The 13,133-nt window shown below is 34.7% G+C and carries 12 protein-coding genes; all 12 read left to right on the top strand.

From position 1 onward, the window contains the following. Positions 1-11: 11 nt before the first annotated feature. The 12 genes from D4A81_RS08135 to smc all read left to right on the top strand — a co-directional run bounded on the left by D4A81_RS08135 (position 12) and on the right by smc (position 13,131). Entirely contained in the window at positions 12-1,331 is a 1,320-nt protein-coding gene (locus D4A81_RS08135) for an aspartate kinase (protein WP_111524363.1), read from the top strand. Between the two features lies 1 nt (position 1,332). Continuing rightward, positions 1,333-2,574 (top strand): BaiN/RdsA family NAD(P)/FAD-dependent oxidoreductase, encoded by a 1,242-nt coding sequence (locus D4A81_RS08130; RefSeq protein WP_111524364.1) that lies wholly within the window; start codon positions 1,333-1,335, stop codon positions 2,572-2,574. Beyond that, on the top strand, positions 2,555-3,220 hold the full coding sequence (gene cmk / locus D4A81_RS08125) for a (d)CMP kinase (RefSeq protein ID WP_111524365.1): 666 nt from the start codon (positions 2,555-2,557) through the stop codon (positions 3,218-3,220). The genes D4A81_RS08130 and cmk overlap by 20 nt, the downstream gene beginning before the upstream one ends. Continuing rightward, on the top strand, positions 3,217-4,065 hold the full coding sequence (gene ispH / locus D4A81_RS08120) for a 4-hydroxy-3-methylbut-2-enyl diphosphate reductase (RefSeq protein WP_111524366.1): 849 nt from the start codon (positions 3,217-3,219) through the stop codon (positions 4,063-4,065). The genes cmk and ispH overlap by 4 nt, the downstream gene beginning before the upstream one ends. Next, entirely contained in the window at positions 4,046-5,158 is a 1,113-nt protein-coding gene (gene rpsA / locus D4A81_RS08115; protein ID WP_111524367.1) for a 30S ribosomal protein S1, read from the top strand. Before ispH ends, rpsA begins: the two co-directional genes overlap by 20 nt. Positions 5,159-5,234: 76 nt before the next feature. Beyond that, complete coding sequence (locus D4A81_RS08110) at positions 5,235-6,074, top strand: CPBP family intramembrane glutamic endopeptidase (protein WP_111524368.1); 840 nt, start codon at positions 5,235-5,237, stop codon at positions 6,072-6,074. Then, positions 6,074-7,075 (top strand): cobalt-precorrin 5A hydrolase, encoded by a 1,002-nt coding sequence (cbiG, locus tag D4A81_RS08105; protein WP_242977608.1) that lies wholly within the window; start codon positions 6,074-6,076, stop codon positions 7,073-7,075. Before D4A81_RS08110 ends, cbiG begins: the two co-directional genes overlap by 1 nt. 1 nt (position 7,076) lies before the next feature. Then, positions 7,077-7,337, top strand: coding sequence for a hypothetical protein (locus D4A81_RS08100; protein WP_111524370.1), 261 nt, complete (start codon positions 7,077-7,079; stop codon positions 7,335-7,337). Positions 7,338-7,473: 136 nt separating this feature from the next. Next, a complete protein-coding gene (plsX, locus tag D4A81_RS08095) occupies positions 7,474-8,466 on the top strand; it encodes a phosphate acyltransferase PlsX (protein ID WP_111524371.1) in 993 nt (330 codons plus the stop codon). Between the two features lie 13 nt (positions 8,467-8,479). After that, entirely contained in the window at positions 8,480-8,719 is a 240-nt protein-coding gene (gene acpP, locus D4A81_RS08090; RefSeq protein WP_111524372.1) for an acyl carrier protein, read from the top strand. A gap of 165 nt (positions 8,720-8,884) precedes the next feature. Beyond that, entirely contained in the window at positions 8,885-9,583 is a 699-nt protein-coding gene (gene rnc / locus D4A81_RS08085; protein ID WP_111524373.1) for a ribonuclease III, read from the top strand. Next, a complete protein-coding gene (gene smc, locus D4A81_RS08080; RefSeq protein WP_111524374.1) occupies positions 9,574-13,131 on the top strand; it encodes a chromosome segregation protein SMC in 3,558 nt (1,185 codons plus the stop codon). Before rnc ends, smc begins: the two co-directional genes overlap by 10 nt. The last annotated feature ends 2 nt before the right edge of the window (positions 13,132-13,133 follow it).

Here is a 13,133-nt window from a genome sequence, read left to right as displayed (position 1 = left end):
TGGAGAATATAATGATAAAAGTAGTAAAATTTGGTGGCAGCTCACTTGCCAGTGCACATCAATTTAAAAAAGTGGGAGACATAATAAAGGCTGATAAATCAAGAAGATTTGTAGTTCCATCCGCACCGGGAAAGAGAAATTCCAAGGATGAGAAAGTAACCGACCTTTTATACGAGACATATGATGCAGCTGTAGAAGGTGGTGCATATAAGAAAAAGTTTGAAAAGATCAAAGCAAGATATGAGGAGATAATAGATGGACTTGCACTTGATTTGAATCTTGAACATGAGTTTGCAAAGATCGAGGAGCAATTTTTAAATAAGGCCGGAAGAGAGTACGCAGCCTCAAGAGGCGAGTATTTAAATGGTATTATAATGGCAAAGTATCTTGGAATGGAATTTGTGGATCCCGCAGAGATGATATTCTTCTTTGAAGATGGCACATTTGACGCAGAGGCTACAAATAAAGAGGTTGCTGAAAGACTTGAGAAAGTACAAAAGGCTGTAATACCGGGATTTTACGGTAGTGACCACTCAGGAAAAATCAGAACATTTTCAAGAGGCGGTTCAGATATAACAGGCTCTATAATTGCCAGAGGTATTAAGGCAGATATGTATGAGAACTGGACAGATGTATCGGGATTTTTAGTGGCAGATCCAAGAATTATACAAAATCCTGAGACTATAGAATCAATAACATATAAGGAGCTTAGAGAGCTCGCATATATGGGTGCTTCAGTACTTCATGAGGATGCAATCTTCCCTGTAAGAAAAGAGGGTATTCCTATCAATATCAGAAATACCAATAAGCCGGAAGATAAGGGTACAATGATTGTAGAGAGTACTTGCAAGAGTTCTAAATTTACTATAACAGGTATCGCCGGAAAGAAGGGATTTTGTGCCATAAATGTAGATAAGGCAATGATGAATGCAGAAGTAGGTTTTTGTGCAAGAGTTTTGGATGTTTTTGCACAGAATAATATATCTATAGAGCATATGCCTTCAGGTATTGATACTATGACCGTACTTGTACATCAGTCAGAATTTGAAGAGCATGAACAGCAGATAGTTTCAGGTATACACAGAGCTGTAGGCCCTGACACTGTAGAAATGGAATCGGGACTTGCGCTTATAGCTATAGTTGGTAGAGGTATGAAGGCAAACAGAGGTACTGCAGGAAGAATTTTTGCTGCACTTGCACATGCCAGAGTCAATGTAAAGATGATAGACCAGGGTTCATCAGAGCTTAATATCATTGTAGGTGTTAAAGAAAATGACTTTGAAACAACTATAAAGGCTATATATGATATGTTTGTAAAATCGGTATCTTAAAATGGCAAAAGTAATAATTATAGGCGGAGGTGCGGCAGGAATGATAGCAGCATACTCCGCTGCTTTAACATCAAAGCAAGTAATATTATTAGAGAAAAATGAAAAGCTTGGTAAAAAGATATTTATTACAGGTAAGGGTAGATGTAATCTAACAAATGCTTCAGACATGAATACAGTAATGGAAAATGTTGTGAGTAATAAAAGATTTTTATTTAGTGCTTTTAAAAATTTCACAAATAAAGACATTATGAATCTTGTGGAGAACAATGGCACAAAGCTTAAAATTGAAAGAGGAAATAGAGTATTTCCGGTCAGCGATCATTCATCAGATATAATAAGGTCACTTGAAAATGCCATAAGAGATTTGCATGTAGATATAAGATTGAATACAAAGGTGAATGAGCTGATAATAGAAAATGACAGATGTATAGGTGTAGTAATCGGAAAAAATAAAATCATGGCGGATGCTGTAATAGTTGCTACAGGTGGAATGTCATATCAGGCTACAGGCTCCGATGGTGATGGATACAGATTTGCCAAAGAAGCCGGTTTAAGTGTAAGCAAGCTCTATCCTTCTTTAGTTCCTTTTAACATAGAGGGTGAGAGAATAAAAGCATTACAAGGCCTTTCATTAAAAAATATACATGCATATATCTACAATGATAAAAAATTACTATATGATGAATTTGGCGAAATGCTTTTTACACATTTTGGGGTAAGTGGACCTGTAATAATATCCGCATCAGCAATTATAGGAAACAAGAATATAAAAGGATACCGACTAAGCATTGATTTAAAGCCGGCTCTGGATGAGGAAAAGCTTGATGAGAGGATACTTAGAGATTTTGCAGAGCAAAAGAACAAGCAATTAAAGAATTCTTTAAATAAGCTCTTTCCTGCAAAGCTGATTGATGAAGTAATATATCAGAGTAAGGTAGATCCGGAAAAGAAGGTTAACTTACTTACAAAAGAGGAAAGACATAGTTTGGTCCATGCTACAAAAAATTTAGAGTATATCATAAGCTCTACAAGAGGATTTAATGAGGCAATAATAACAAAAGGTGGAGTAGAAGTTTCACAAATTAATCCTAAGACTATGGAGTCAAAAAAAATAAAAGGTTTATTTTTTGCCGGAGAGGTACTGGATTTGGATGCTTTTACAGGTGGTTATAATCTTCAGATAGCATGGTCAACAGGATATGTGGCAGGAGAAGGAGCAGGAAATGAACAGTATAGCGATTGATGGACCGGCAGGTGCAGGCAAATCAAGTATAGCAAAGGCTCTGAGCAAAAGACTGGGATATATTTATATAGATACAGGAGCTATGTATAGGGCAGTAGCACTTTTCTTTTTAGATGAAGGTGTTAAAGATAGTGAAGATAGCAGAATAGAAAGTCTTTTAGAAAAGCTTGATATCAGTATAAAGTATGAAGATGGCACACAGAAAGTTTTTCTAAACGGAGTGGATGTTAGTGACAAGCTTAGGCTTGAACAGATAGGTAAGTTGGCAAGCAAATTCAGTGCAATAGGTAGTGTAAGAGAGAAGCTTGTGGCACTTCAAAGAAAGCTTGCCAAAAAAGAAAATGTGGTAATGGACGGTAGAGATATAGGTACTGTAGTACTTCCAAATGCCGATTTGAAGATATACTTAAGTGCAAGTTCAAAAGTCAGGGCCAAAAGAAGATATTTGGAGCTTTTGGAAAAGGGAAATACAGATTTGGATATTAACTTGATAGAGGATGAAATAATAAAAAGAGATGAGGCTGATATGAATAGAGAGATATCACCTCTAAAACAGGCAGAAGATGCCTATTATCTTGATTCATCAGATATGACACTTGAAGAGGTGGTATCAAAGATACTGTCAATGGTAAAAGAGGAAAAATGAAAGTAAAATTAGCAAAAAGTGCCGGATTTTGCTTTGGAGTGGAAAAAGCGGTAAATACCGTATATGAAGAAGCTAAAAAAGGTGATGAAATAGTATATACTCTTGGACCTATAATTCACAATGAAGAAGTAGTGAAGGATATGAAAAAAAGAGGAGTGGAATCTGTGAAGATAGAAGATCTGGATTCACTACCAAAGGGTACAGTAATCATTCGTTCACATGGTGTAAGTAGAGATATATACAATTTTGTAAAGCAGAGTGGACATAGGGTAGTGGATGCTACCTGTCCGTTTGTAAAGAAAATACATGCCATAGTATCAGTGCAAAGCGGTAAGGGCAATACTGTAGTAATAATTGGAAACCCGGAACATCCTGAGGTAATGGGAATAAAGGGTTGGGGTGATGAAAATACATATGCAGTAGAAAACATCGAACAATTTATAAATTTAAAATTAAAAAAAGATAAAGAAATAATAATCGTAGCTCAAACGACATTTAATCATAAAAAATTTAAAGAAATCATTGATAAAATATCACTTTTGGGTTATGATGTAAGATGTTTTAATACAATTTGCAATGCAACACAGGAAAGACAAGTTGAGGCGAAAAATATAGCATCAAATGTGGACGCCATGATAGTTATTGGAGACAAAAAAAGTTCCAATACAGGCAAGCTTGTGGAAATATGTCAGGAAGAATGTAGGAATACAGTATTTATTCAAACTCTTGAGGACCTGGATTATGATGCTTTACTTTCTGTGGATAGTGTAGGTATTACGGCAGGGGCGTCAACCCCAAAACATATCATTGAGGAGGTTCAAAATATTGTCAGATCTAAGTTTTGAACAAATGTTAGATGAGTCATTCAAGACTCTACGCACAGGAGAAATTGTCAACGGTAAGGTAATTGATGTTAAGGAAGATCAAATCATTCTTAATGTGGATTTTAAGTCAGACGGTATCATCACAAGAAGTGAATATAGTAATGATAACAGTTTAGATTTAAGAACAGTTGTAAACGTGGGTGACCACATGGAAGCAAAAGTCTTAAAGATAAATGACGGAGAAGGTCAAGTTCTTCTTTCATACAAGAGATTGGCTCAGGATAGAGGAAACAAGAAGCTTGAGGATGCTTTCAACAATCATGAAGTTCTTACAGGAAAAGTAGTACAGGTAGTTGATGGTGGTCTTAGTGTGGTTGTAGAGGATGCCAGAGTGTTTATACCGGCATCACTTGTATCAGATACATTTGAAAAGGATTTATCAAAGTATAAGGACGTAGATATTGAATTCGTTATTACAGAATTTAATCCAAGAAGAAGAAGAATCATCGGTGACAGAAAGCAACTCCTTTTAGCTAAGAAGGAAGAGCAAAAGAAAGCTTTATTTGAGAAGATAACACCTGGTGATGTAATTGAGGGTACAGTAAAGAATGTTACTGATTTTGGTGCATTTGTAGACCTTGGTGGTGCAGATGGACTTTTGCATATCTCAGAGATGAGTTGGGGAAGAGTGGAGAATCCAAAGAAAGTGTTTAAGTCAGGTGAGACTGTTACAGCTTTCATTAAGGATATCTCAGGTGAGAAAATTGCACTTTCAATGAAGTTCCCTGATCAGAATCCATGGCTTGATGCTGAAGAGAAGTTTGCACGTGGAAATGTAGTAAAGGGAAGAGTTGCAAGAATGACTGACTTTGGTGCATTTGTTGAGATTTCAAATGGTGTTGATGCATTGTTGCATGTATCACAGATTTCACATGACCATGTTGAAAAGCCTTCAGATGTGCTTAAGGTAGGAGATGAGGTTGAGGCTGTTATTGTTGAGTTTAATGAGGCAGATAAGAAGATCTCACTTAGTATCAAAGCATTGACACAGGCAAATGAAGAGCTTGAGAAAGAGAATGTAAGAAATTCCGAGACTGAGTCAAGTGAAGAATAAGAATTACTTTGTTTAATATTAGGGTCGTAGGTGTTTTCATCTGCGGCCTTTTTATCTAAAAATAATGAGGAGATATATGAGGAGAAATTATAAAAAAATAATAATATGGTGTATTATCATTGCCCTTTTGTATTTTAGCTACGAGTGGCTTAGCGATATAATATTTAGGGGGATAAATTATCTGGATGCAAAATATTGGATAATACCTGATTTTCTGCTCCCAAGTATAAATGCATTTGTAGATACATTCATATCTTTAGTGCTTATTGTCATCTATCTTATAGTATCTATATTTATAGTGAAAAGAAATGATAATAAGGTCAAGCTGGGATTTGGGAAGGGAATTGTGTTTTGTATTGTAATGGGTTTTGCATTCTATGGAATAGCAGGACTTTGGTTTGAATTAGTGGACAGATTTTTGATAGCTATTCCATATGTGGCAGAAAATGTAAACTATTTTTCAGGAGTATATGATGATTTGGAGTCAGGTGCATATATTTGGTCATTACTTTCAATATCCATAGTAGGTCCTATAGTAGAAGAAATTTTGTTCAGATTTTTAATATTTAATTCACTGGAGAAAATAAGCAAAAGTCCTTGGTTTGCCATTATTGTGTCAGGAGTTTTATTTGGTATCTGGCATATGATATTTGTACAGAGTGTTTACACTGCAATAATGGGTTGTATAATGGGGCTTATCTATTATAAAACAAGAAATATTTTTATCACGATATTTATTCATATGTTCAATAATACTATTGGGAATTTGCCGCCTGTATTGGATACAGATTTAGTGAATAGTGCTATAACGGCTGTTTCATACATAATGGTAATACCGGCTATAATACTCCTGGTTGTTTTGTGGAATATGAAATCTGAAAACAGAGGATATAGTGCAAACTATTATAAGCTATGATGAATATAGCAATTTTCTCATTCACAAAAAATGGAAGTTGCTTAAATGTCAGATTGATGGATATATTAAAGCAAAATAATATACTATCGTATACATTGCCCAAGTATATGATAGATGATAGAATGACTGCATTAATTAATTTAAAAGAAACTGTGGAAGCACATTTTACTGATGATGCAATTATATTTATAGGTGCAACAGGTATTGCGATAAGGAGTATTTCACCATATGTGAAAGATAAATTTAGTGATCCTGCGGTTCTGGTAATAGACGAACTTGGTAGATATGTGATACCACTGCTTTCAGGACATGTTGGCGGAGCCAACGAACTGGCAGAATATATCGGAGGGGCAATAAATGCAACTCCTGTTATTACTACAGCCACAGATATTAATGGTGTATTTGCAGTGGATGTATTCGCAAAAAAGTATAATTTAATAATTTCATCAAGAAAACTTGCAAAGGATGTGAGTGCTGCTCTGCTTGATAAGGAGCCGGTGGACATTGACAGTGATATAATAGAAATAGATGTGTCTGATATTAAAAAAAAGCTAAATCCCACAGATGTAAAATGCGAGCTTAGAGTAAGGATAACCGATAAGATATATGAAAGTAATGTACTGACACTTATACCTAAAAGTATTTATATAGGGGTTGGATGTAAAAAAGATACAGATGCGAAGGAAATGTTGGATTTTGTGAATGAAGTTTTTATCAGTTCTGGTATCGATATAAGAGCGATAAAATCTATTGGAAGCATTGATATAAAAAAGAATGAAAAGGCTATAAATGAGCTTGCAAAAAGCCTCTCAGTACCTTTTTTGACATTTAGCAAGGAAGAGTTAAATGCAGTAGAGGGAGAGTTTAATGAGTCTGAATTTGTAAGGAACACTGTTGGAGTTGGAAATGTCTGTGAAAGAGCAGTACTGATACAGTGCAAAAAGCTTACATTAGGAAAGATTGCAAGAGGTGGAATGACTATTGCAATAGGACGAGACTGAGATGATATATTTAATAGTAGATAAGAAACTTGAAGAGGAATTTGAAAAAATAAAATATTATAAAAGTTTTTTGCAAGATTTATATCATGATGGTGTGGAATGTATCATAGAGGACAATAGGGTTATAACTCCAATTGGAGAAGAGGGGGTAGCCTTAGAAGAAAAGGGTAGAATTATCATAAAAAAACTTCTTGATGCAAGAGCGGTTTATCTGTGGCGTGAAGAAGGACTTACTATATTAAAGGATAGCTATAAAAATTAATAGACTAAAAAATAATTTGTGGTAAATATAATAAAAATATTTTTCATATTAGTAATTTTATCTTGCGAATATTTTTCTATTCATATATGATACAATGGTATCAGGATGAAATTAAAACTTACTTTCGAGGTGTGTTATGGTTACAGTTGCATTAGATGCAATGGGCGGAGATTATTCGCCTGAGGAGATAATAAAAGGGGCATTTGATGCCTTAAAAAAGGATAAAAACATTAAAGTGATTTTAGTGGGAAAGAAGGAGGTTTTAGAAGGAAAGATAATAAAAGAGTTTGAGGATAGATGCAGTGTAGTCTATTCAACAGAGGTTATAACCAATGAAGAAGCACCTGTAGCAGCAATCAGAGCTAAGAAGGATTCTTCTATAGTAGTAGGTATGAATCTTGTAAAAGAAGGCAAGGCAGACGGCTTTGTTAGTGCAGGAAGTACAGGTGCAGTACTTGTAGGTGGTCAGCTTATAGTAGGTAGAATAAAGGGAATACTTAGACCGGCTTTGGCACCACTTTTGCCAACAGAAAAGGGAGTTTCCTTACTTATTGACTGCGGTGCAAATGTGGATGCAAGAGCGGAACATCTGGTACAGTTTGCAAGAATAGGCTCTTTGTATATGGAAAAAGTCATAGGTATAAAAAAACCTAGAGTTGGTATTGTAAATATAGGGGCAGAAGAAGAAAAGGGAAATGCTCTTGTAAAAGAGACTATGCCGCTTTTGAAAGAATGTGAAGATATCAATTTTATAGGCAGTGTGGAAGCCAGAGAGATACCAAAAGGCGGAGCTGATATTATAGTGTGTGAGGCATTTGTAGGTAATGTAATACTTAAACTATATGAGGGTGTAGGTTCTACATTACTTGGCAAAATAAAAGAAGCACTGACAAAGAATATTTTTACAAAGATTGGTGCAATGATAATAAAGTCATCATTGAAGGAGACTTTAAAGTCATTTGATGCAAGTGAGTACGGCGGAGCACCACTACTTGGACTTAATGGCTTGGTTGTTAAAGCGCATGGGAATTCAAAAGCAAATGAAATTTGTAATTCAATTTTGCAATGCAAGAGCTTTAAAGAAGAAGCTTTGAGTGATATTATAAGAGAGAAAATGATAAAAAATTAGAATGGAGAAAAAAATGGAGTTTGAGAAATTAAAAAAGATTATCGCTGAGGTTTTGAATATTGATGAGAGTACAATAGAACTTAGTTCTTCTTTTGTAGATGATTTGGGAGCTGATTCTTTGGATCTGTTTGAGATCATTACAGGTATTGAAGAGGAGTTTGAACTTGAGATACCTCAGGAAGTTGCAGAGAATATACACACTGTAAATGATGCAGTAGAAGAAATAAAGAAGGCAACTGACTCCTTTAGATAAGAGATAGTGAGGCTATTGTTAATTTGCCTACTGCTCTGTATAAATGTATAATCTTTTGATTTTACAATCCATATAGCATTGTAAAATAAAAGCTATTATATTACAGAACGGTAGCTCCAAGTTAAATAGCCTCTTTTATAAAATTAGAGATAGTAGAGGGTTTATATGAATAATAATTTAAATGAATTACAGAAATTATTAGGATATGAGTATAAGAATAATGAACTTTTGAAGCAGGCACTTACACATAGCTCTTATGCAAATGAGCATCAGCTTGGAAAGAACGGTTCCAATGAAAGATTAGAGTTTTTGGGAGATGCGGTATTAGAGCTTGTCAGCAGTGAATTTTTCTATGGAGTTTATCCGGAAAAGCCTGAGGGAGAACTTACAAAAATAAGAGCCAGCTTTGTATGTGAACCGGCTTTGGTGGACTGTGCAAAAAATATAAGACTTAGTGAGTTTTTAAAGCTTGGAAAAGGTGAGGAACATACTGGTGGAAGAATGAGGCCAAGTATTATAAGTGATACATTTGAGGCAGTCATAGGGAGTATCTATTTGGATGGTGGTTTTGCTAATGCAAAAGAGGTGATTTTAAAGTTCATTTTAAATGAATACGAAAATAAAGTCTTCTTTTATGATAGCAAGACTATCTTGCAGGAAGTGATTCAGTCGCAGGATTCTAAATCTGTAGAATATGTCCTATTATCAGAAGAGGGACCTGATCATTTGAAAAAATTCGTAGTGGCAGTAAAAATTGACGGTGAAACAATAGGTGTTGGAGAAGGTGTAAGTAAAAAGTCGGCAGAACAGGCAGCAGCCTATGAAGCATTGAAAAAATTAGGGAAAATTGAAGGATGTATTTAAAGCGTATCGAAATTCAAGGATTCAAATCCTTTGCAAATAAAATTGTATTTGATTTTCACAATGGAATAACAGGTATTGTCGGGCCAAATGGCTCAGGAAAAAGTAATGTATCAGATGCAGTAAGATGGGTACTTGGAGAGCAGAGTGCAAAGCAGCTTAGAGGTGGAAATATGCAAGATGTCATATTTGCAGGTACAGAGCTCAGAAAACCTCTAGGCTTTGCATATGTTGCAATAACTATGGACAATTCTGACCATAAGTTGGATATAGACTTTGAAGAGATAACAGTATCAAGGAGACTGTTTCGTTCAGGAGAGAGCGAATATATGATAAATGGATCTGCTTGTAGACTAAAGGATATCAGTGAGCTTTTTTTTGATACCGGTATCGGTAAGGATGGATATTCTATAATAGGTCAGGGACAGGTAGATAAGATATTAAACGGAAAGCCGGAAGAAAGAAGAGAACTTTTTGACGAGGCTGCAGGTATTACCAAGTTTAAAAGAAGAAAAGGATTAGCATTGAAGAAGCTGGAATCTGAGAGAGAAAGCCTCATAAGAGTAAATGATATTATTACAGAGCTGGAAAAGCAGGTAGGTCCTCTTGAAAGGCAGGCAAAGGTTGCAAAAGAGTTTTTAAATCTACGTGAGGAGTTAAAGACTTATGATGTAAACAGCTATATAATGGAGTATGACAGTATATCACAAAATCTTAATGAGTATAAAAAAAGAGAAAAACTGCTTTCAGATGATTTAAATGATGCAAAAGAGGCACTTGAAAAATCAAAAGTGGATTATGAAAATATTACTGTTGATTTGAAGAAGATAGATGAAGAGCTTGATGAAGTTAAGAATATCAGAAGTAGTACAAGCATTAGATTACAGGAGGTTACTTCAAATATTGAGATCTTGAAAGAACAAATAAATTCTGAAAATAGAAATAATGAGGGTCTTTCATTAAGAAATGAGAATATAGATAGTGATATTGAAAAAAAGAAAAGAGAGCTTGAGTCTCTTGAGGAAGAAAAAGCTTTCCTACAAAAAAAGTTAAAAGAAGCTACTGAAACAGAATCTGCAATCCTTGTAGAACTTGAAGATATTGATAAAAATACAAATGAACTTATAGAGAAGTTTGAAAGTTTAAGGCAGACTTCAGAAGAGTTTACTTCTAAAAATGCTGATCTAAGAGCAAAAAAAGAAAGATATAAGGGTATTTTAGAACAGGTAAGGCTTAGAAAATCTCAAATGACTCAAAGACTTTTGGAAAGTAAAACCGGTCAGAATACTCTGGAGATAAAAATAGCTGAAGAAGATAAAAATCTTGTTGCAATAAATGATGCTATAAATAAGGCTAAAGCTGAAAGAGAGGAATTAAAAAATACAAATGAATCTATTCATGCCGAAATAACCAGATTTTCAAAGGTGGCATCAGATCTACAAATCAAATATCAAAGAGAGTCTGCAAGACTTACATCATTAAAAAATATTGCAGAAAGATATGATGGATATGGTAATTCCATAAAAAAAATCATGGAGACCAGAGACAGAATCGGTGGTATACATGGAGTTGTTGCAGATATTATTATAACTTCAAAAGATTATGAACTGGCTATAGAAACCGCGCTAGGTGGTAGAATCCAAAATATAGTTATAGATTCTGAAAATACTGCAAAAATATTGATAGAATATTTGAAGAAGAACAAATATGGTAGAGCTACATTTCTACCATTGACTTCCGTTAGAAACTCAACATTTTCAAACAAGGAATTTCTAAAAGAAAAGGGAGTAATAGGTATAGCTTCTGATCTTGTAGAATACGATAAGGCATATCAAAATCTGGTGGGAAGTTTACTTGGAAGAATTGTAGTAATCGACAATATAGATAATGCTATTGCCTTTGAAAAGAAATTCAGATACGAATACAGAGTGGTTACACTTGATGGTGAGTCCTTAAGTCCGGGAGGTTCTATCAGTGGTGGTGCATTTAAAGGTGCCGGAAATCTACTTGGTAGAAAGAGGGAAATAGATGAAGTAGAAGCCGAGATATCAGAGCTTTTGAAAAACTATACAGATGCAAATGACAAGATGGAAGCTTTTGAGGAAAAGAGAACATTTATAGATAAAAAGCTTGATGAAAACAGACGAAACAATCAGGATCTCATTATTGAAAAAAACAATATAGAACATAGAAAGAGTAGTTTGGTAGAGAAGCTTGAAGAATTTAGGGCTGCATCAATATCAGTGCAGAAGGACTTTGAAAATATAGATAATGAACTCTTGGAAATAGAAAATGAGACAAAGATACTTGACAATACTCTTATCAACGTAGGAGAAGATTTTGGAAAAGTGGGACAGGATATAGAATCTCTTGAAAAAGAGATTCAAAATCAAAGAACCAAAAGAGAGGATATAGTTAATAAGCTTAATTCTCTCAAGATTGAAAAAGCAGGTATATCACAAAGCCTTGAATTCAGTGATAAAAACGTGAGCAGAACTAAGGTTGATATGGAGACTCTCATATCTGAAAAATCCGGTCTAAAGGGTAGGGCTGAGGATATTATAAAAAATATAAATGAGAAGAATTTAAGGATTGAAGAAGAACAAAAAACTGTACAGGAATTGTCACAAAGGATAGAGGAACTGAAGAAAAAAGAAGAAGAGCTTACTTTGTTTAAGGATACAAAGAGTAAAACACAAATTAAGATATTTGAAAATAGAGATACTTACAGTGACAGGGTTTCACTTCTTGACAGAGATCTCTATAGATTGAAAGGGCAGATAGAGAAGTCTGAAGAGAGGATTTCAGAGCGTACCAATTATATGTGGAATGAATATGAGCTTACATATAATTCATCTTTAGAACTAAAAACAGATATGGGTATGAGTCTAAATGATATAAGATCACAGATACAGGGACTTAGAACAAAGATAAAGGCTTTGGGAAATGTAAATGTAAATGCTATTTCAGACTATAATGAAGTTTCAGGAAGATATGAACTTATGAAAAGACAGCATTCAGATATCTTGGAGGCGGAAGGTACTTTGATAAAGATTATTGAAGAACTGGATATGGCTATGAAGAGGCAGTTTGCTGAAAAGTTTGATGAGATAGCAAATGAATTTAATGAAGTATTTAAGGAACTCTTTGGAGGAGGTAGTGGTAAGTTGGCACTTGAAGAGCAGGGAGATATGCTTGAGGCTGGTATTGCCATTATTTCACAGCCGCCAGGAAAGAAACTTCAAAACATGATGCAACTTTCAGGTGGCGAGAAGGCACTTACAGCTATAGCACTTTTATTTGCAATACAAAATTTGAAGCCTTCACCATTTGCACTTTTGGATGAGATTGAGGCTGCCCTGGATGATTCAAATGTAGATAGATTTGCAAAATATTTACATAAACTTACAGACCATACACAGTTCATAGTAATAACACATAGGCGTGGTACAATGGTATCAGCTGACAGGCTTTATGGTATAACAATGCAGGAAAAAGGAGTTTCAACACTTGTTTCTGTAAATCTTATAGAGAATGAATTAGATAATTAGGA

The organism is Lachnoanaerobaculum umeaense (assembly GCF_003589745.1).
Taxonomy (GTDB): Bacteria; Bacillota; Clostridia; order Lachnospirales; family Lachnospiraceae; genus Lachnoanaerobaculum; species Lachnoanaerobaculum umeaense.
This window is presented reverse-complemented; position numbering and strand designations above follow the sequence as displayed.

Bases quoted from the DNA above. Each gene is read 5' to 3' on its own strand.
- D4A81_RS08135 (WP_111524363.1), top strand. From the start codon at position 12: ATGATAAAAGTAGTAAAATTTGGTGGCAGCTCACTTGCCAGTGCACAT.
- D4A81_RS08130 (WP_111524364.1), top strand. From the start codon at position 1,333: ATGGCAAAAGTAATAATTATAGGCGGAGGTGCGGCAGGAATGATAGCA.
- cmk (WP_111524365.1), top strand. From the start codon at position 2,555: ATGAACAGTATAGCGATTGATGGACCGGCAGGTGCAGGCAAATCAAGT.
- ispH (WP_111524366.1), top strand. From the start codon at position 3,217: ATGAAAGTAAAATTAGCAAAAAGTGCCGGATTTTGCTTTGGAGTGGAA.
- D4A81_RS08110 (WP_111524368.1), top strand. From the start codon at position 5,235: ATGAGGAGAAATTATAAAAAAATAATAATATGGTGTATTATCATTGCC.
- cbiG (WP_242977608.1), top strand. From the start codon at position 6,074: ATGAATATAGCAATTTTCTCATTCACAAAAAATGGAAGTTGCTTAAAT.
- D4A81_RS08100 (WP_111524370.1), top strand. From the start codon at position 7,077: ATGATATATTTAATAGTAGATAAGAAACTTGAAGAGGAATTTGAAAAA.
- plsX (WP_111524371.1), top strand. From the start codon at position 7,474: ATGGTTACAGTTGCATTAGATGCAATGGGCGGAGATTATTCGCCTGAG.
- acpP (WP_111524372.1), top strand. From the start codon at position 8,480: ATGGAGTTTGAGAAATTAAAAAAGATTATCGCTGAGGTTTTGAATATT.
- rnc (WP_111524373.1), top strand. From the start codon at position 8,885: ATGAATAATAATTTAAATGAATTACAGAAATTATTAGGATATGAGTAT.
- smc (WP_111524374.1), top strand. From the start codon at position 9,574: ATGTATTTAAAGCGTATCGAAATTCAAGGATTCAAATCCTTTGCAAAT.